This window comes from Paraburkholderia silvatlantica (assembly GCF_003096715.1).
Taxonomy (GTDB): Bacteria; Pseudomonadota; Gammaproteobacteria; order Burkholderiales; family Burkholderiaceae; genus Paraburkholderia; species Paraburkholderia silvatlantica.
In genome coordinates this window covers 1-18,479 of the sequence record NZ_QEOL01000049.1, presented here as the reverse complement: position 1 = coordinate 18,479, position 18,479 = coordinate 1, and the positions used below count along the sequence as shown (strand labels likewise).

Below are 18,479 nucleotides of genomic sequence, written 5' to 3'. Positions count from 1 at the left end.
GAGCGTACTCATGCCTGGTTTGCTGGTTTCGGCAAACTGCGCATCCGTTTCGAGCGTCGTCTCGACATTCATCTCGCTTTGCTCTCCCTTGCCGCCGCCGTTATCTGTTCGCGCTTCGTTGATGACTTGTGTTAGCGGCTCTTAGCCAGGTTCAAGCCCACGCCGGCGACTCAGCGCCCAAGACACATGACTGCCTTGCACTGTCGCGGCGAGTTGCTGCCCCAGCCGTTGTTCGATCACTGGCTTCCATGGCACTAGGCTGAATCCCATGCCGTCGTCGAGCATGGCGTAACGCCCGCTGGCGAGCATGACGCTGCGCCGATAGATGCCGGCTACACGCTGCCCATCGGCCACCCGCCGATGTTTCAGGCCAGTTCCGATAGCAATGTCCTTCGCAGCCTGCGCCAACTCACGCCCGCGCAGCGTCGCCAGCAGGTTGCGCGCGAAGACGACACGCTGCCCGCGGTGCTCGACTAATCCCTGTTTAGCCAGGAAGTCGGCCGCTCGCGCAGCGAGTCCTTGACCTCAGCCCCAAAGCCCAGCTCGCTCAGCCCTTTACCGCCGCCAATCAACTGCTGATCGAGCCAGGTGGCGCCGATCACACGGGCCTGCTGCTCGATCGGCAGGTGCGATTTCAGCTCCACCCGCTACACCGCCGGCAAGCCGCTGCGCATCGTATTGGCGACCCTGTTCGGCCAGGTCGCCGGGGACGCGCCAGACTCCATCCGCCTCGCGCTCCACGATGCCGGCACGGCGCAGGGCTTCGAGCCGCCGGACGTGTGCAGCCACCACCTCGCGCGGATCGCGGTCGGGTGTGGCTTGGCCCTGGGCGACAGCCAGGTGATGATCGGTGCGGTACGGGGCCACGGCCACCGGCCGGGCGCGTTCAAGGCAAGATGCCTGGACGGGGGAAAGCATCGCCGGATGTTGCGCGACGTGCGGCGTGGATGCGCTCGCACGACAACCGCTGCGCCAGCCGGTCGGACAGGCTCGCGGCCTTGGACGCTTTGTCGTCGTGGCCTTCCTCGTCGTTCGTGCCTTCGCCTGCGCCGAAACCCTGCCGCAGCTTTTCCAGCGTCCGCAGTGCCTTCGCTTCGGCCTCGCGCAGCAGGCCGCGATGAATCACGGCCTCGCCTTCGCGGTCGAGCGTGACGATGGCACCGGCCACGGCACGCACGTCCGGGGCGTCTCATCTGAGTCGTGCGATGGTCGAGGGCGAGCTGCCGGCCTCAACCGATGTCCACGTGATTGCCCGCTTCATACAGACCGTGCAGAACGGCATGTCGATCCTTGCCCGCGACGGCGCGAGTCGCACCGAACTGGAAGACGTGGCTGAAGTGGCAATGCTGGGCTGGGAAGCTCGCACCGGCGACTAGGCTGCCTTGACGTCGCTCTACACAAAGAGTTCGTTGCCCGCGACCTTTGACGCCTAGGACAATGGATCAAGGAACACCCGCACCAATCATCGATGACGATCTGTGGGCACGGATCGAACCGCTACTTCCACCGCCCAAACTGCGACGCAAGCGATACCCTGGCCGTTTGCCGGTCTCGAACCGTGCAGCACTCAATGGCGATCCTGCTCGTCTCGTGTGGTGCCGGTGGCAATACCTCAGCAATCCGCCGGAAGCCACCTGTCATTTGATGGTTGTTTTGTAGGTCGTATAAAAACAAAACCCCGCAGAGCCTAGACTCTGCGGGGATCCCCCACCTTTCTAGCGGAGACGGAGAATTCGAACGATCACACACAGGTTGCGAAAACAACTTGTGTGCTGCTACGCGTCGCGCCGAACAGCGAGAAATGATTTCTAGCTCGCGACCAACGCAGAGCAATGAGGCCGACTCGCCCGTAGTCGGTAGCGCCCCGTCGCTATCACACCCGCTGACCGCATCCGTTATGCAAAAGTGAAGGCGAAGGCGGTGGGGTAAAAAGTGGGGTAAAAAATCCTAAAACGACAAAGGGTTACGGACTGCCGTCCGTAACCCTTTGATTTTCTTGGTCGGGGCGAGAGGATTTGAACCTCCGACCACCTGCACCCCATGCAGGTACGCTACCAGGCTGCGCTACGCCCCGAGAGCTAGAAAGTATAACAGAGAGTTTCTCCAATTAGAACCGCTTCGCGCGTAATTCGTGAACGACTCACTTGCATGCGTTCAGAGACGTGCGTCAGCGCCCGAGCGCATCGAGCACGTGCAGCAATTCCTTGCGCAGCTGATCGACATCCACGAGCGCTGTCGTGCCTTCGGAAACCGGCGTACCCGCGGCTTCCGGCTGCCCGGCTTCGTCGGCCGCCGCGCCATGCGAATCGAGCCGGTTGCGCGCGCCGTTGATCGTGAAGCCCTGCTCGTAAAGCAGTTCGCGAATGCGACGGATCAGCAATACCTCGTGATGCTGGTAATAGCGACGATTGCCGCGCCGCTTCACCGGCTTCAACTGCGTGAACTCCTGCTCCCAATACCGCAGCACGTGAGGCTTCACGCCGCACAACTCGCTCACCTCGCCAATGGTGAAGTAGCGCTTGGCGGGTATGGGAGGCAAGACGACCTTTTCGCTTGTCGATGTCATCGCCGGTTTGCCGTCGTGGTGGTTGCGCAATGAGGCGTCGCCGCCTGGGTCCTTGAAGTCCGCTATTTCTACTTATTCGTTCATGCCCGCCATATTGCCACCGCCGCGGGCAAACAGCCTCAACGCATCAACGCGGGAAGCTCGCCTCGGCGCCGCTCTCCACGAGCGCCTTCAGCTTCTGGCTCGCATGGAACGTCACCACGCGACGCGCGGCGATGGGTATCGCCTCGCCCGTCTTCGGGTTACGGCCGGGTCGTTGCGGCTTGTCGCGCAACTGAAAATTGCCGAAGCCGGACAGCTTCACGCTGTCGCCGCTTTCAAGCGCGTCGCGAATCACTTCGAAGAAGGCTTCGACCATGTCTTTCGCTTCGCGTTTGTTCAGACCGACGTTGTCGAACAGCAGCTCAGCGAGTTCGGCTTTCGTCAGCGTGGGCGTGTCGTTCGTGGCGCTTGCCGACGAGGCAGGAATGTCGCGAATCATGGCGCTACGCTGTGCCGCAAGTAGGGCTTCGAAATCACTCGAGTTCATTTCGTTCATCTATCTATGAGATGGCGCGCTGCCGGTTGCGGGGTTGACTTGCTACCTCGCAAACCGGAAGCCGATGTCGGTACGTGATGAGCCAAGGAGCTTATCCGCGCAACCGGGCGCCATACACTCGAGCCAGGCGATCCACCAGGGACTTGATGGCCGCATCGACCGTTTCGTCCTGAAGGGTTCCGCCAGTATCTTGCAGGGTCACCCGGAAGGCAAGGCTTTTCTCGTCCGCGCCAAGTCCGGAAGTATTTGATTTTGCACGAAATTCATCGAAGAGCGCAACCCTCTGCACAATCCGGCAAGCCTCGTCTTGCATGCCCTTCTGGAACTCGTCGAGCAACGCTTGCACCTCGATCTTTTGATCGACGACAAGAGCGATGTCGCGGCGGACCGGCGGAAATTTCGAGACTTCGCCAGGCGTGGGCAGCTCGCGCGCCATCAGTGCGTCGGCTTCGACCTCGAAGAGCATCGGTGCGTGCGGCAGGTCGTACTTCTGCATCCAGCGCGGATGCAGCTCGCCAATCCAGCCCACGGCACGGCCATCCACTTCGATGCGCGCGCTACGTCCCGGGTGCAGCGCCGGGTGTTCTGCCTTCACGAAGCGCGGCGTTTTCGCGGCGCCGAGCGGTGCGAACAATGCTTCGAGGTCGCCCTTCACGTCGAAGAAGTCCACGCCGCGCGTTTGCGCGCCCCACTGCTCATCGAGCGCGGGACCGTACGCGAGCGCGCCGATCATCTTCGGTTGTGCGAAACCTTCCACCGTCATTTCGCTCGCCTTGATCGACGGATCGTGCAGGAACACGCGGCCCGCCTCGAACACGCGCACACGGTCGGCACGGCGATTCAGATTGTGACGCAGCACGTTGATGAGGCTGCCGAACAGCGTCGTGCGCATGACCGAGAGCTGGCTCGCGATCGGGTTCAGCAGCTTCACGGGATTCGCGTTGCCCGCGAAATCCTGTTCCCATTCGGCATCGACGAAGCTGAAGTTGATCGTCTCGGCGTAGTCGCGTGCGGCGAGCGCGTGGCGGATGGCGTGGATCGAACGGCGCGTTTCGTGGGTCGCGCGCATTTCGCTGCGGGCAACAGGCGGCAATGCCGGAATCTTTTCGACGCCATAGATACGCGCGACTTCTTCGATCAGGTCCTCTTCGATCTCGATGTCGAAGCGGTACGGCGGCGGCGTGACGCTGAAGCTCTCGCCGCCCGCATTGTCGACGCTGCGCGTGAACGTGAGACCGAGGCGCGTGAAAATCTGCGCGATCTCGTCGGCGCCGATCTTCACGCCGATGATGCGGTTCGCGCGCGCCACGCGCATCGTCACCGGCTCGCGCTTGGGCACGTTCACCGTTTGATCGTCGATCGGGCCGGCTGAACCGCCGCAGATATCGAGGATCAGCTGCGTGATGCGCTCGATGTGCTCGACCGTCGTCGACCAGTCCACGCCGCGTTCGAAGCGATGGCCTGCATCGGTCGAGAAGTTGTAGCGGCGCGAGCGGCCGCGAATGCTGTCCGGCCACCAGAATGCGGCTTCGAGATAGATGTTCGTGGTGTCGAGCGTCACGGCCGTGCTGTCGCCGCCCATGATGCCCGCGAGGCTTTCGATCTCGCGGTCGTCGGCGATCACGCCGACGGTTTCATCGACTTCCACGGTATTGCCGTTGAGCAGCTTGAGCGTCTCGCCCTTCTTGCCCCAGCGCACGTCCATCGCGCCGTGGATCTTGTCGAGATCGAACACGTGCGATGGGCGGCCGAGTTCGAGCATGACGTAGTTCGAAATGTCGACGAGCGCCGAGATGCTGCGCTGGCCCGAACGCTCGAGGCGCTCGACCATCCACATCGGCGTTTTCGCGCGCGCGTTCACGCCGCGGATCACGCGGCCCGAGAAACGGCCGCACAGGTCCGGCGCCGAGATCTTCACGGGCAGCCGGGCGTTCGGTCCGTCGAGCTTGACTTCGACCTTCGGATACACGGGCGCCTGCAGCGGCGCGCCGGTGATCGCAGCCGTTTCGCGCGCAATGCCGTAGACCGAAAGGCAATCGGCCTTGTTCGGCGTGAGCTTGATTTCGAAGAGGGTGTCGTCGAGGTTCAGCGCTTCGCGGATGTCCTGGCCGACCGGCGTATCTTCCGGCAGGATCATCAGACCGCTATGGTCTTCCGAGAGCTTCAGTTCGCGCGCCGAGCACAGCATGCCCTGGCTTTCCACGCCACGCAGCTTCGAGAGCTTGATCGCGAAAGGCTTGCCGCCCTCTTCTGCGGGCGGCAGCTCGGCGCCCACGAGCGCCACGGGCACCTTGATGCCGGGCGCGACGTTGGGCGCGCCGCAGACGATCTGCAGCGTCGCGCCGGTGCCGGCATCGACCTGCGTGACGTTGAGCTTGTCCGCGTCCGGGTGCTTCACGACTTCGAGCACGCGGCCCACGACGATCTTCGTGGTGGGCGGCGCCGCCGGGCTCAGGCCTTCGACTTCGAGGCCGGCCATGGTGAGCGCGTGGGCCAGTTCATCGGTCGTGAGCTTCGGATCGACAAAGCTTCTCAGCCAGGATTCGGGGAATAGCATGTGGTTTTACGTTCCAGACAGATTGTGACCGTCGCTTGAGGCGGGTTCTCGCGCACCCTCTTCAGGTGCCGCGTCCGCCTCGCGCGCTGCAAGCGAATGCGTCGCCGCGTTACGCGAACTGACGCAAGAAGCGCAGATCGCCCTCGAAGAACAGGCGCAGGTCCTGCACGCCATAACGCAGCATCGTCAGGCGTTCGAGGCCGCTGCCGAACGCAAAGCCGATATAGCGCTCCGGGTCGAGGCCCATGTTGCGGATCACGGTCGGATGCACCTGGCCCGAGCCCGAGATCTCGAGCCACTTGCCGGCGTTCTTGCCCTGCTCGAACATCATGTCGATTTCGGCCGACGGCTCCGTGAACGGGAAGTACGACGGGCGGAAGCGCACCTGAATGTCGTCACGTTCGAAGAACTTCTTGAGGAAGTCGGTGTAGACACCCTTCAGGTCTGCGAAGCTGATGTTCTCCTCGATCCACAGGCCTTCGACCTGGTTGAACATCGGCGAGTGCGTGGCGTCGCTGTCCACGCGATACGTCCGGCCCGGCACGATCACCTTGATGGGCGGCGTGTGCGTGCGCGCGTAGCGCACCTGCATCGGGCTCGTGTGCGTGCGCAACAAAAGCTGACGGCCGTCGGCGTCCTTGCCGTCCACGTAGAACGTGTCCTGCATGGAACGCGCCGGATGGTTTTCCGGGCTGTTGAGCGAGGTGAAGTTGTACCAGTCGGTTTCGATCTCGGGACCGTCGGCCACGTCGAAGCCGATCGAGCCGAAAATGCGCTCGACGCGTTCCCACGTCTGCATCACGGGGTGCAGGCTGCCCGTGCCCGGGCCGCGGCCCGGCAGCGTGACGTCGATCGCCTCGGCGGCGAGACGCTGGTTCAGCAGCGCGTCCGCGAGCGCCTGGCGGCGCGCATTAAGCGCAGCTTCCACTTGCTGCTTGACGGCGTTGATGCGTGCGCCTTCGGTCTTGCGCGCTTGCGCGTCGAGCTTGCCGAGGCCCTTGAGCAGTTCGGTCAGCGCGCCGGACTTGCCGAGAAAGCGGGCCTTTTCGTTTTCAAGCGTGTTGACGTCGGGGGCGCCAGCGAACGCGCTTTGCGCGTCGGCGACAATCTGGTCCAGATCCATTGATCCCATCTTTTCAGCGTCAGAGTTTGAGACTTGGAGCCTCTCCGCGCTCGCGGCACGCCATGATGACGCCTGGCAATGACGGTGCGAAGACACTCCATGAAGCGGCGCAGGAAGCGTAATTACCAACAAAAACGGGGCTCGGTGAGGAGCCCCGTTTTTGTTGCAGCATCACCGGGACTACCGGAATGTCTGCTGCAACGAACCTGCGCAATACCTGCTATCAGGCAGCGACGGCGGCCTTCACCTGCTTGACGATCGCAGCAAATGCAGCCTTGTCGAACACAGCCATGTCAGCCAGAACCTTGCGGTCGAGTTCGATCGAAGCCTTCTTCAGGCCGTTGATGAACACGCTGTAGGTCATGTCGTGCTGACGCACCGCCGCGTTGATACGCGTGATCCACAGTGCGCGGAACACACGCTTCTTGTTGCGGCGGTCGCGGTAGGCGTACTGGCCCGCGCGCATGACCGCCTGCTTGGCGATGCGATAGACGTTATTGCGACGGCCGCGGTAACCCTTGGCCAGGTTGATGATCTTCTTGTGGCGGGCCCGTGCGGTAACCCCACGTTTGACTCGAGGCATGTTTCGCTCCTATGAGTTATCGGTTGAGGATTACGCGAACGGCAGCATTGCGCGCACGGAGTTCAGATCGGAATCGTGAACGGCCGTTGCACCACGCAGATGACGCTTGTTCTTGGTGGTCTTCTTGGTCAGGATGTGACGCTTGAAGGCTTGACCGCGCTTGACGGTACCGCCCGGACGAACCACGAAGCGCTTTGCAGCGCTCTTCTTGGTCTTCATCTTCGGCATGACAGACAACTCCATTATTTGATGGACGTGGGTGTGCGGTTGGCGCAGTGTTCGCACACCTTGCCGGGACTCCGCCCTTCGAAACCCACTCCACTTGTTTTGGCGACTGGCTGGCTTTTGAAAAACAAGCTCGCCGCCGCTTTCAGGAAAAGCGCCCGTTTGCCGCACTTCACGTGCAGCGCGCGGGCGCCGTTCCGGAACCTGCTTGCCGTCTTCCGCGCACCACGGCGCCGAAGACATCATTGAAAACTGACTTTGACTGCCGCGCAGACTGCGCCGCGCGGCACGCCAATTACTTCTTCTTCCTGGGCGAGAGCACCATGATCATCTGGCGCCCTTCCATCTTCGGCATTTGCTCGACCTGACCGACTTCTTCGAGGTCGGTGCGCAGACGTTCGAGCATGCGCATACCGATTTCCTGGTGGGCCATTTCGCGGCCGCGGAAACGCAACGTGATCTTCGTCTTGTCGCCTTCATCGAGGAAGCGGATGAGATTGCGCAGCTTGACGTTGTAATCGCCGTCGTCGGTACCCGGGCGGAACTTGACTTCCTTGACCTGGATGACCTTCTGCTTGAGCTTGGCCTCGTGCTGCTTCTTCGACTCCTGGTACTTGAACTTGCCGTAATCCATCAAGCGGCATACGGGAGGCACCGCCTGAGGAGCAATTTCAACCAGATCGACATCCTGCTGTTCCGACATGCGGAACGCATCGGCCAGCTTTACGATGCCAAGCGGCTCGTTCTCGATTCCGACGAGACGCACCTCGGGTGCAGTGATTTCACCGTTGATGCGATGCGACTTATCCGTAGCGATGTTACGTTTCCTCTAAAAATTAAAAAAACGAGCCGCGCTGCCGCAGTGGCTTACTTGAACGTCTTGACGTCTTCCGCAAGACGCGCGGTAAAGGCCTCGACGGGCATGACACCCAGATCGACACCGCCACGGGCACGCACGGCTACCGTTTGCGCTTCACGCTCCTTGTCGCCGACGACAAGCAGGTACGGGACCTTCTCAAGCGTGTGCTCGCGTATTTTATAGCTAATTTTCTCGTTGCGCAAATCGGCCACGACTCTAAGCCCTTGTTTTTGCAACGATTGGACCAGATTTGCGGCGTATTCGGCCTGACTTTCCGCGATATTCATCACAACGGCCTGCACCGGAGCGAGCCATGGCGGCATGGCGCCGGCATGGTGCTCGATCAGAATCCCGAGGAAACGCTCCATCGAACCGAGGATGGCGCGGTGCAGCATGATCGGGCGGCGGCGGCTGTTGTCTTCGGCCACGTACTCCGCGCCAAGGCGCTCCGGCAGGACCATGTCGAGCTGCAGCGTGCCGCACTGCCACGAGCGGCCCAGCGCGTCCTTGATGTGGTACTCGACCTTCGGACCGTAGAACGCGCCCTCGCCCGGCAGTTCTTCCCACTGCAGGCCGCAGGCCGTAAGCGCCTCGCGCAGGCCCTGCTCGGCCCGATCCCACGTTTCATCCGTCCCCGCGCGCGAATCCGGGCGCAGCGAAAGCTTGATGTCGATGTGATCGAACCCGAAATCCTTGTAGATGCTCATCGCCAGCGTGTTGAAGGCGATCGACTCGCTGATGATCTGGTCTTCCGTACAGAAAATGTGCGCATCGTCCTGGACGAAGCCGCGCACGCGCATGAGGCCGTGCAGCGCACCCGAAGCCTCGTTGCGGTGGCACGAGCCGAATTCCGCGTAACGCAGGGGCAGATCGCGATACGAGCGCAGGCCGTGGTTGAACACCTGGACGTGGCCCGGGCAGTTCATCGGCTTGATCGCGTAGTCGCGCTTTTCCGACTCCGTCGTGAACATGTTTTCACGATAGTTCTGCCAGTGACCCGACGCTTCCCAGAGCGAGCGGTCCATGATCATCGGCGTCTTGATTTCGTCGTAGCCGGCCACGCGCAGGCGGCCGCGCATGTACTGCTCGACCTGCTGCCAGAGCGTCCAGCCCTTCGGGTGCCAGAACACCATGCCCGGCGACTCGTCCTGCATGTGGAACAGGTCGAGCTGCTTGCCGAGCTTGCGGTGGTCGCGCTTTTCGGCCTCTTCGAGCATGTGAAGGTACTGGTCCTGGTCTTCCTTCTTCGTCCAGGCCGTGCCGTAGATGCGCTGCAGCTGCTCGTTCTTCGAGTCGCCGCGCCAGTAGGCGCCCGCGACCTTCATGAGCTTGAAGACCTTGAGCTTGCCCGTGGACGGCACGTGGGGGCCGCGGCACAGGTCCGTGAAGCCGCCGTGCGAGTACAGCTTGATCTCTTCCGCGCCCGGAATCGACTCGATGATCTCGGCCTTGTACTTCTCGCCGATGCTCTTGAAGTAGTCGACGGCTTCGCCGCGCGTGACGACGCGGCGCGACACCGGCTCGTCCTTCTTCGCGAGTTCCTGCATGCGCTTTTCGATCTTTTCGAGATCTTCGGGCGTGAAGGGACGGTTGTAGGCGAAGTCGTAATAGAAACCGTTGTCGATGACCGGCCCGATCGTGACCTGCGCCTCCGGATACAGCTCCTTCACCGCGTACGCGAGCAAGTGCGCCGTGGAGTGACGGATGATGTCGAGGCCGTCGGCATCCTTGTCCGTGACGATGGCGAGCGATGCGTCACGATCGATCAGCGTCGACGTGTCGACCAGTTCGCCGTCGAGCTTGCCGCCGAGCGCCGCCTTGGCGAGGCCGGGGCCAATCGAAGCCGCCACTTCGGCGACCGTGACGGGATGATCGTACTGTCGAACCGAACCGTCGGGCAGACGTATCGCAACCATGTTTTTCTCCAGAAGTGCCGCGAGGGCACATCGTATTGTTCGTGGGAACAGACCGCGGAAAACTTCGCAGCGAAAAAAAATGCGGCCCCGCTTTCGAGGGGCCGCATTCACTTTTCAAACCAGACTGCAGGGGCGAAAGAGGTCCTCGACTAGCGTCGCTCCGAAACAGTTTCGGTAAACGTTCGCGGTGTCATAACCGTAGTCGCCTTGAGCGCAGAGCGCTTTTTCCTGCACTTGAAGCCTCGGCGAAACAACCGCCGCAGCCTCGATTCCGTTGGTAGGCTCGATTGGACTCGAACCAACGACCCCCACCATGTCAAGGTGGTGCTCTAACCAGCTGAGCTACGAGCCTGAAGAAGAAAGATTATATGAAGCAGCCGCAGACTTGGCAAGCATTTTTTGCAGCGCGGCAATCTTTGTCCGCCGCGTTTGTCCACCGCCTTTATCCCCTCAGCCCCTGCGCGATGCCCGCTGCACGCCGCCCACCTCGCCCAGCAGCACACACGCGCGCTGGATCTGTGCCGAATTCGACACTTCCACCGTGAACTGCATGTACGCCGCATTGCGGCGCGACTGCGTCTTCACGCCGATCACGTTCATCTTCTCGCGCGCGAACACTTCGGAGATGTCGCGCAGCAAGCCCTGGCGGTCGGTGGCCTCGATCGAGATATCGACCGGGTAGACCGACTGGCCGCGCCCGCCCATCACGTCGGCGGACCACGTGGTGTGCAGCACGCGCTCGGGCGCGCGGCTGGCCATGCGCCGGAACGTCGGGCAGTCGCTGCGATGGATCGACATGCCCTTGCCGCGCGTGACGAAACCGCTGATCGCGTCGGGCGGCGCGGGCCGGCAGCAGCGCGCGAGCTGGGTAAGCAGCGCATCCACACCGACCACGAGCACGCCCGACGACCCGCCGTGCGCGACGTTCGCGCCGCTCGCGCGCTTGGTGAGCTGCTCGGGCGTTTCCTCTTCGGGCGCGGCGGCGGGCGCGTCGTGCAGCGCGTGCTCGACGTTGCGCAGGCTGAACTCTTCCTTGCCGACCACACTGAAGAGGTCGTCGGGCGACCTGAAGCCGAGCTTCGCCGCGAGCTGGTCGAGACTGACCGACGTGCGGCCCTCGCGCTGCAGCGTCTTTTCCACCATCGCGCGGCCGTTGGCGATGTTTTCCTGCGCCTCGATCGCGTTGAACCATGCACGCACCTTCTGGCGCGCACGCGGGCTATGCAGATAACCGAGCTGCGGATTGAGCCAGTCGCGCGACGGGCCGCCCTCTTTCACCGAGACGATTTCGACTGTCTGGCCGTTGCGAAGCTGGGTGTTGAGCGGCACCATCGCACCGTCCACGCGCGCGCCCCGGCAGCGATGCCCCAGTTCGCTGTGCAGGTGATAGGCGAAGTCGAGCGGCGTTGCGCCCTGCGGCAACGCAATCACGCGCGCCTGGGGCGTGAGGACGTAGATGTGGTCGTCGTCGAGCGTGGCCTGGCGCAACTGCTCCCACGGCTGACGCCCATCCGACACATCGTCCTTCCAGGCGAGCAGCTGGCGCAGCCACGCGATCTTCTCGTCGTAGCTGCTGCTCGCGCTGAACTGGCCGCCGTAGCCCTTCGCACCGGCTTCCTTGTAGCGCCAGTGCGCGGCGACGCCGTATTCGGCGAACTGATGCATCTCCTGCGTGCGGATCTGCACTTCGAACGCGCGGCCGTCGTCGCCGATCACGACCGTGTGCAACGAGCGATACCCGTTGGGCTTGGGCCGCGAGATGTAGTCGTCGAACTCCTTCGGCACCGGTTGCCAAAGGTTGTGCACGATGCCGAGCACCGTGTAGCAATCCTTGATGTCGGGCACGATCACGCGGAACGCGCGCACGTCGTAAAGCTCGGAGAAGTCGATCTCCTTGCCGCGCATCTTCTTCCAGATGCTGTAGATGTGCTTGGGCCGCCCGCTCACCTCGGCCTGGATATGCGCCGCCGCAAGCTCGCTTTGCAGCCGCGCGATCGCCTCGGACACGTAGGTCTCGCGCTCCACGCGCTTTTCGTCGAGCAGCTTCGCGATGCGCTTGTAGGTATCGGGCTCCTGGAAGCGGAACGCGAGGTCTTCGAGTTCCCACTTCAGTTGCCAGATGCCCAGCCGGTTGGCGAGCGGCGCGTAGATTTCGAGCGTCTCGTGCGCGATCTCGGGCGCCGGCGTGATTTTCGCCGCCGCATAAAAGCGCAGCGACTGCAGGCGCGACGCGAGCCGGATCAGCACGACGCGGATGTCCTGCGCAAACGCCAGCAGCATCTTGCGCAGCGACTCGACCTGCGCACGCCGCGCGGCCTGGGCGTCGCGCCCTTCGCGGCCCGCTTCGGGCACGGCCTGATGCGCCGCGCGCAGGCTCACGGTGCCAAGCCGCAACAGCTTGCGCACGTCGAACACGAGCTTCGCGACCTCCGCGCCGAAACGCGCTTCGAGCGCGCCTTCCGGATCGTCGAGATGCGGCGCGAGATTGAAAAGCGCCGCGGCGAGCACCGCAGGCGGATCGACGTTGAGCCGGCTCATGATGGATGCCGTGCCCCGCGCATGCTCGATGAGCGGCTCGCCCGTGGAAAGACGTGCGTCACCGGCGTGCTCGCGCACGAACGCCAGCGCGTCGTCGAGCGACGGCAGCACGCCGGTATCGGCGGAAACCGCAGGAGCGGGAGGAACGGTGTCGCTACTCATGAGACGATGCCCGCCGGCTTGCCGGACGGGCGACAACGAAAAGGATCAAACCAGCTGCGCCGACTGAACGACTCGCGCTCAATCGTGCTCAATCACGCTGCGCAGCCACCACGACGACCTCGACGAGGCATTCCGGATTCGCGAGCTTCGCTTCGACCGTCGCGCGCGGCGGCGTCGCGCCTTGCGCGACCCACTTGTCCCACTCGGCGTTCATGCCGGGGAAATCCTTCATGTCGGCGATATAGATCTGCACCGAGAGAAGCAGCGACTTGTCGCTGTTCGCCTCGCCCAGCAGGCGGTCGATGTGGCCGAGCACCTCGCGCATCTGCCCGCCGATGTCCTGCCTGGTGTCTTCGGCGATCTGGCCAGCCAGGTAGACGGTGCCATTGTGAATGGCGGTTTCCGAAAGACGCGGGCCAACGTGGTGACGAATGACTGCCATGAGAATTCCTGTGAGAAGTGAAAACCGGTCGACTTCCGGGCTGGCACGTTACAGCGTGCATCTGCGCACACCGGAATATGCCGGCCAATCTCATATTATGACGCGCGAAGGGCCTCGCCGTCGAAGAATCGGCGTGCGATCGCGATCTGGTCGGGCGCGAGGAAGGCCGGCGCGTGCCCTGCGCCTTCGATTTCGACGCTCGACACATGGCGCCCGGTCGCGACCATCTTCGCGACCGTTTCACGCGAAAGCAGGTCCGAAAGCGCGCCGCGCACGACGAGCACAAACCCTTCGAACGCAGCGAGCGAGCGCCACAGGAACTGCTCGCCCGCTTCGTTCTGCTCGGGCGTGATCGACTTGAAGGGTTCCGCAATGCGCGGGTCGTACCGGTAGCGCCACTGGCCGTCTGCTTCATGCAGCAACGGCGTATTGATCTCGCGCCAGTCCTCGGCGCTCAGCGGCCCGAACGAGGCCGCGAGAAGCGCCGCATTGTCGATGCCTTCCTGAAGCGTAGCGAAAGACCCGCCAAGCCCCACGTACTCGCCGATGCGTGCGAGCGACGCAGGTTCGATATGCGGCCCGATGTCGTTGAGCAGCAGGCGGCCAATGGGCGTGCCCGGCAGCCCCGCGAGCGCCATGCCGATCAGGCCGCCCATCGAGGTGCCGAACCAGTCCACCTTTTCCACGCCCGTGCGCGCGATCAAGGTGACCATGTCCGCCACGTACTGCGCGACAGCGTAGCCGCGCGGGTCGAGCAACCACGACGAGAGACCGCGCCCGGCCACGTCCGGGCACACGACGCGGTATTCGTCGGCCATCGCAGCAGCAAAACGGTCGAAGTCGCGCCCCGAGCGCGTGAGTCCGTGCACGCACACGAGTACGCGCGGGTTGGCGGGGTCGCCCCATTCGGTGTACGCGATGCGGTGCAGACCCGCGGGACTGAGACACTGGACGTATTGCTGGCGCGGCACTGCGGTCGACTCGGTCATCGCGGAATCCTCGCTCGAAGGCGCATCAAGGCTTTCGGCCGATTGTAAACGGCTTTGCCGCACGGCATCGTCGGTCAAGCCGCGCGCAAACCGTACGCAAAAACGCAACGGGCGAGACCGAAGTCCCGCCCGCCGCAAATCGTGCTTACGCTACGACGTTCAGCCCACGGCGCTCACATCGAGCGGCGCGCCGGTCTTCGCCTTGATCTCGTCCACCGTCACGCCCGGTGCGAGTTCGGTCACCTTCAGACCCGCGTCGCTCACTTCCAATACGCCGAGGTCGGTGATGATGAGATCGACCACGCCGACACCCGTGAGCGGCAGCGTGCAGGCTTCGAGAATCTTGTGCTGGTCGCCCTTCGCGACGTGCTCCATCAGCACGACCACGCGGCCAACGCCCGCCACGAGGTCCATCGCGCCGCCCATGCCCTTGATCATCTTGCCGGGGATCATCCAGTTGGCCAGGTCGCCCTTCTCGCTCACCTGCATGGCGCCGAGGATCGCGAGGTTGATGTGGCCGCCGCGAATCATCGCGAACGAGTCCGCCGACGAAAAAATCGACGAGCCCGCCAGCGTCGTCACGGTCTGCTTGCCGGCGTTGATCATGTCGGCGTCCACTTCGTCCTCGGTCGGGAAGGGGCCGATGCCGAGCAGGCCGTTTTCCGACTGCAGCCACACTTCCATGCCCGCGGGCACGTGGTTGGCAACCAGCGTGGGCAGGCCAATGCCGAGGTTCACGTAGAAGCCGTCCTGCAGTTCTTTCGCCGCGCGCGCGGCCATTTCGTCACGATTCCATGCCATGGTCGGTCTCCTTCCTCAGTTGCCCGCCGGGTTGCTCGATGCGGCGCGCACGGTACGTTGTTCGATGCGCTTTTCCGGGTGTGCGTTGAGCACGATGCGCTGCACGAAGATACCCGGCGTGTGGATGGCGTCCGGATCGAGCTCGCCGTTCTCGACGATCTCCTCCACTTCCGCCACCGTGATCCTGCCGGCCATCGCGCACATCGGGTTGAAGTTGCGGGCCGTGCGGCGATAGATCAGGTTGCCCGACTTGTCGGCCTTCCACGCCTTCACGAGCGCGACGTCTGCCGTGAGCGAATGCTCGAGCACGTAGTGCTTGTCGCCGAACTGGCGCGTTTCCTTACCTTCGGCGATCAGCGTGCCGAAGCCGGTATTCGTGAAGAACGCCGGAATGCCGGCGCCGCCCGCGCGCAGCTTTTCGGCCAGCGTGCCTTGCGGCGTGAATTCGAGTTCGAGCTCGCCCGACAGATACTGGCGCTCGAATTCCTTGTTCTCGCCGACATAGGACGAGATCATTTTCTTGATCTGGCGCGTCTCCAGCAGCAGGCCGAGGCCGAAGCCGTCCACGCCCGCATTGTTGCTGATGCAGGTGATGCCCTTCACGCCCGTATCGCGCAATGCGCCGATCAGGGCTTCGGGGATGCCGCACAGACCAAAGCCGCCAACCGCGAATGTCTGGCCGTCCTTGACGATGCCCTCGAGCGCGGCAGCCGCGCTTTGATAGACCTTGTTCATCAGTGTGTCCCTTCCTCGAATGGAAATCCGCCAATCCGGTTTGTCGCGCGGACGTCGAGCGCGTCCGGATGTTCAATTCTAGTCATGCCCCGGTGGCGTTGCCGTGAAGCCGGCAGCCCGGCCGGGCAGCGCGCGCGGGGCCAAACGAGCCGCGCGAGCCTCGAAAACTGCCCCTCCGATGGGTGCAAAGCGTACGCTGGCCCCCTGTTGCGGCACAATACGCAAAACTACATAAAGCAATACCCGCACGCCATGGCTGCTCCCACCCAAAGCGTCGAACGCTCCGCTCTCGACTACCAGACCGCATTCCATCTCGCGCCCATCGGCCTCGTGCTTGCGCGCGAGCGCACCATCGTCGATTGCAACGACCAGGTCGCCGCCATCTTCGGCTGCGCACGCGAGGCGCTGATCGGCCAGTCGTTCCAGGTGCTCTACCCTTCAGCGGACGAATTCGAGCGCATTGGCGCACGCATTCCGCCCATCATGACGGCGCAAGGCAGTTACGCCGACGACCGCATCATGAAGCGCGCCAATGGCGAACTCTTCTGGTGCCACGTCACGGGGCGCTCGCTCGATCGCGCGGAGCCGCACGCGGCGGGCGTCTGGACGTTTGAAGACCTGAGCGCGACACGGCGCGTGGCCATCGAACTCACGCCGCGCGAGCGCGAGATCGCCGCGCAGCTTGTCACCGGCAAGACCAGCAAGCAAATCGGCAGAATTCTCGAGATCAGCCCGCGCACCGTCGATGTCTATCGCGCGCGCCTCATGCGCAAGTACGACACCGGCAACGCCACCGAGCTGCTGCAGCGGCTGCTCGGCCAGTAAGGGCTCGCTGCCTCGCAGCGCGCGGCACATCGGCGCTCAGCCTACCCGGTTGGACTTGACGAGTCCCGCATGCTCGATGGTGGCGCGCAGCATGCCGGGAATCGGCACCGATTTGCCTGCCGCGTAGTCGATCCACACACAGCGCGCGTTGCCGCGTGCGTAGAGCGTATCGGGCTCGTCGGCGCGGCGCAGTTCGAAACCGGTATCGAAGCTGCTGCGGCCCGGCTGGCCGACCGTCATCGTGCAGACGATGTCGCCGGGGTAATGCAGCTGCTTGAGGAATTCCATCGAGGCGTTGACGATCACGGGCCCCTGCCCGTCGCCGCTCTCCGCGGCCACGCCCAGATGCTCGAACCAGGAAATCCGCACCTGCTCCATGTAGCGGAAGTAGACCGTGTTGTTCACATGGCCGAACGCGTCCATGTCGCCCCAACGGATCGGCATGGTCATTTCAAATACGGGGTGGTAGTCGCTCATTGCACTTCTACTTCGTCTTGTTGCGAAAAAACGGCATGCCGGCCGGCGGCCGGACTCGCCTCAGTTCAGGTGAGCCCGAAGCCGTCGTCGGCGGTGATGATCGAACCGTTGATGAACGACGACTCGTCGGCGGCGAGCAGCAGCAGCAGGCCGTCCAGGTCTTCGGGTTTGCCCACGCGGTGGCGCGGCAGCATCGAGACGAGCTTTTGCCCCTGCTCCGTCGACCAGTGGTGGTGGTTGATCTCGGTGTCGATGTAGCCCGGGCAGATCGCGTTCACGTTGATGCCGTGGCGGCCCCACTCGAGCGCCATCGCCTTCGTCATATGCACGACCGCGGCCTTGCTGATCGCGTACAGGCCGATCTGCGGCAACACGCGCAGGCCCGCCACCGAAGCAATATTGATGATGCGGTACGCCGGCTTCGGGCCGCCGCCGTTGCCGCGCATGATCATGCGTTTGGCGACCTCCTGGGCCACGAAAAAGGCCCCGCGCGTGTTGGTGTCGAACACGTATTCGAAGTCGGCAGGCGTGACGTCCGCGAGCTTTTGGGTCGTGGAGACGCCCGAATTGTTGACGAGGATGTCGATGGTCCCCGCCTCGGTTTCCGCGTGCGCAACCGCCGAGCGGATGCTCTGGTAGTCGGTCACGTCGAGCGAAACGACGTGAGCCGCGCCCCCGTTCGCCTCGATTTCGGCACGCAACTCCTTGAGCCGCTCCACGCGGCGGCTTGCCAGCACGACTTTTGCGCCCGCCTGCGAGAGCACCTGGGCGAAGCGCTTGCCGAGCCCGCTGGAGGCCCCCGTGATCATCGCAACCTTGCCTTCCAGATTGATCGAACGGCCCATTTCCGGTTCCTGTTCAGAAGTGTATAAGCGCCAGAACACGGCGTGAGCGGCACGCCAAACCCGACGCCATAGAATAGAACGGTCGTGCTAATGTTAGCCTGTTGGGTTGCGGCACGGGGAACGTTACCCGACAATACGAACCCGAAAAAAGCATTCTAATGGCAAGAGGAGCATTGATGACCCCCGCAAGTCTTTTAGAGCAATACGGCCCACGCGAGTCGATGGAATACGACGTGGTGATCGTCGGCGGCGGCCCGGCCGGGCTGTCGGCCGCGATCCGCCTGAAGCAGCAGGCCGC

Annotated in this window: 18 protein-coding genes, 2 tRNA genes and 3 pseudogenes; 4 read left to right on the top strand and 19 right to left on the bottom strand. The window is 63.3% G+C overall.

The features are described 5' to 3' along the window. A pseudogene (locus C7411_RS36245) lies at window positions 1-135 on the top strand (IS5/IS1182 family transposase); the annotation flags it as partial. 6 nt (window positions 136-141) lie between these two features. On the opposite strand, the pseudogene C7411_RS37935 reads toward C7411_RS36245, so the two are convergent. Further along, window positions 142-858: pseudogene (locus C7411_RS37935) on the bottom strand (DUF3363 domain-containing protein); the annotation flags it as partial. Window positions 859-940: 82 nt separating this feature from the next. After that, window positions 941-1,186 (bottom strand): annotated as a pseudogene (locus C7411_RS37930) (chromosome partitioning protein ParB); the annotation flags it as partial. Window positions 1,187-1,205: 19 nt separating this feature from the next. Between C7411_RS37930 and C7411_RS36230 the strand changes: the two are divergent. Further along, window positions 1,206-1,376: a hypothetical protein gene (locus C7411_RS36230; protein WP_207786587.1), complete on the top strand. Its 171-nt coding sequence runs from the start codon at window positions 1,206-1,208 to the stop codon at window positions 1,374-1,376. A 621-nt stretch (window positions 1,377-1,997) separates the two neighbouring features. Here the strand turns inward: C7411_RS36230 and C7411_RS36220 are convergent. The 15 genes from C7411_RS36220 to C7411_RS36150 all read right to left on the bottom strand — a co-directional run bounded on the left by C7411_RS36220 (window position 1,998) and on the right by C7411_RS36150 (window position 16,034). Further along, window positions 1,998-2,074, bottom strand: a tRNA-Pro gene (locus C7411_RS36220). A gap of 93 nt (window positions 2,075-2,167) precedes the next feature. Beyond that, window positions 2,168-2,566, bottom strand: coding sequence for a MerR family transcriptional regulator (locus C7411_RS36215; RefSeq protein ID WP_110388952.1), 399 nt, complete (start codon window positions 2,564-2,566; stop codon window positions 2,168-2,170). Between the two features lie 127 nt (window positions 2,567-2,693). After that, on the bottom strand, window positions 2,694-3,104 hold the full coding sequence (locus C7411_RS36210) for an integration host factor subunit alpha (RefSeq protein WP_028204248.1): 411 nt from the start codon (window positions 3,102-3,104) through the stop codon (window positions 2,694-2,696). 91 nt (window positions 3,105-3,195) lie between these two features. After that, window positions 3,196-5,661, bottom strand: a complete 2,466-nt coding sequence (gene pheT / locus C7411_RS36205) for a phenylalanine--tRNA ligase subunit beta (protein WP_110388951.1) — start codon at window positions 5,659-5,661, stop codon at window positions 3,196-3,198. Between the two features lie 109 nt (window positions 5,662-5,770). Continuing rightward, window positions 5,771-6,784, bottom strand: coding sequence for a phenylalanine--tRNA ligase subunit alpha (gene pheS, locus C7411_RS36200; protein WP_165822972.1), 1,014 nt, complete (start codon window positions 6,782-6,784; stop codon window positions 5,771-5,773). Window positions 6,785-7,007: 223 nt separating this feature from the next. Beyond that, window positions 7,008-7,367: a 50S ribosomal protein L20 gene (gene rplT / locus C7411_RS36195; RefSeq protein ID WP_004192938.1), complete on the bottom strand. Its 360-nt coding sequence runs from the start codon at window positions 7,365-7,367 to the stop codon at window positions 7,008-7,010. Window positions 7,368-7,397: 30 nt separating this feature from the next. Beyond that, entirely contained in the window at window positions 7,398-7,595 is a 198-nt protein-coding gene (rpmI, locus tag C7411_RS36190; RefSeq protein ID WP_004191477.1) for a 50S ribosomal protein L35, read from the bottom strand. A 292-nt stretch (window positions 7,596-7,887) separates the two neighbouring features. After that, window positions 7,888-8,409 carry a translation initiation factor IF-3 gene (gene infC, locus C7411_RS36185; RefSeq protein WP_110388949.1) on the bottom strand — a complete coding sequence of 174 codons (522 nt, stop codon included), beginning with the start codon at window positions 8,407-8,409 and terminating at the stop codon, window positions 7,888-7,890. Between the two features lie 50 nt (window positions 8,410-8,459). Then, the gene (gene thrS / locus C7411_RS36180; protein WP_110388948.1) at window positions 8,460-10,367 is read right to left on the bottom strand and encodes a threonine--tRNA ligase; all 1,908 of its coding nucleotides are present in this window, start codon (window positions 10,365-10,367) and stop codon (window positions 8,460-8,462) included. Window positions 10,368-10,642: 275 nt separating this feature from the next. Next, window positions 10,643-10,719, bottom strand: a tRNA-Val gene (locus tag C7411_RS36175). 98 nt (window positions 10,720-10,817) lie between these two features. Beyond that, window positions 10,818-13,067, bottom strand: coding sequence for a RelA/SpoT family protein (locus C7411_RS36170; RefSeq protein ID WP_110388946.1), 2,250 nt, complete (start codon window positions 13,065-13,067; stop codon window positions 10,818-10,820). Window positions 13,068-13,155: 88 nt separating this feature from the next. Further along, on the bottom strand, window positions 13,156-13,509 hold the full coding sequence (locus C7411_RS36165; RefSeq protein ID WP_110388945.1) for a RidA family protein: 354 nt from the start codon (window positions 13,507-13,509) through the stop codon (window positions 13,156-13,158). Window positions 13,510-13,604: 95 nt separating this feature from the next. Next, window positions 13,605-14,498 carry an alpha/beta fold hydrolase gene (locus tag C7411_RS36160; RefSeq protein WP_110388944.1) on the bottom strand — a complete coding sequence of 298 codons (894 nt, stop codon included), beginning with the start codon at window positions 14,496-14,498 and terminating at the stop codon, window positions 13,605-13,607. Between the two features lie 159 nt (window positions 14,499-14,657). After that, on the bottom strand, window positions 14,658-15,299 hold the full coding sequence (locus C7411_RS36155) for a CoA transferase subunit B (protein ID WP_110388943.1): 642 nt from the start codon (window positions 15,297-15,299) through the stop codon (window positions 14,658-14,660). 15 nt (window positions 15,300-15,314) lie between these two features. Next, complete coding sequence (locus C7411_RS36150; protein ID WP_110388942.1) at window positions 15,315-16,034, bottom strand: CoA transferase subunit A; 720 nt, start codon at window positions 16,032-16,034, stop codon at window positions 15,315-15,317. Between the two features lie 252 nt (window positions 16,035-16,286). Here C7411_RS36150 and C7411_RS36145 point away from each other — a divergent pair, with 252 nt between their 5' ends. Beyond that, entirely contained in the window at window positions 16,287-16,859 is a 573-nt protein-coding gene (locus C7411_RS36145) for a LuxR C-terminal-related transcriptional regulator (protein WP_110388941.1), read from the top strand. Window positions 16,860-16,895: 36 nt separating this feature from the next. Here C7411_RS36145 and C7411_RS36140 read toward each other — a convergent pair whose 3' ends face one another. Both C7411_RS36140 and C7411_RS36135 read right to left on the bottom strand, forming a co-directional pair. Next, entirely contained in the window at window positions 16,896-17,336 is a 441-nt protein-coding gene (locus tag C7411_RS36140; protein WP_110388940.1) for an acyl-CoA thioesterase, read from the bottom strand. 65 nt (window positions 17,337-17,401) lie between these two features. Continuing rightward, window positions 17,402-18,181, bottom strand: a complete 780-nt coding sequence (locus C7411_RS36135) for an SDR family oxidoreductase (RefSeq protein ID WP_042264611.1) — start codon at window positions 18,179-18,181, stop codon at window positions 17,402-17,404. A 176-nt stretch (window positions 18,182-18,357) separates the two neighbouring features. Here C7411_RS36135 and C7411_RS36130 point away from each other — a divergent pair. After that, the coding region (locus C7411_RS36130) for an FAD-dependent oxidoreductase (protein ID WP_116603302.1) at window positions 18,358-18,479 on the top strand (122 nt) is incomplete at its 3' end.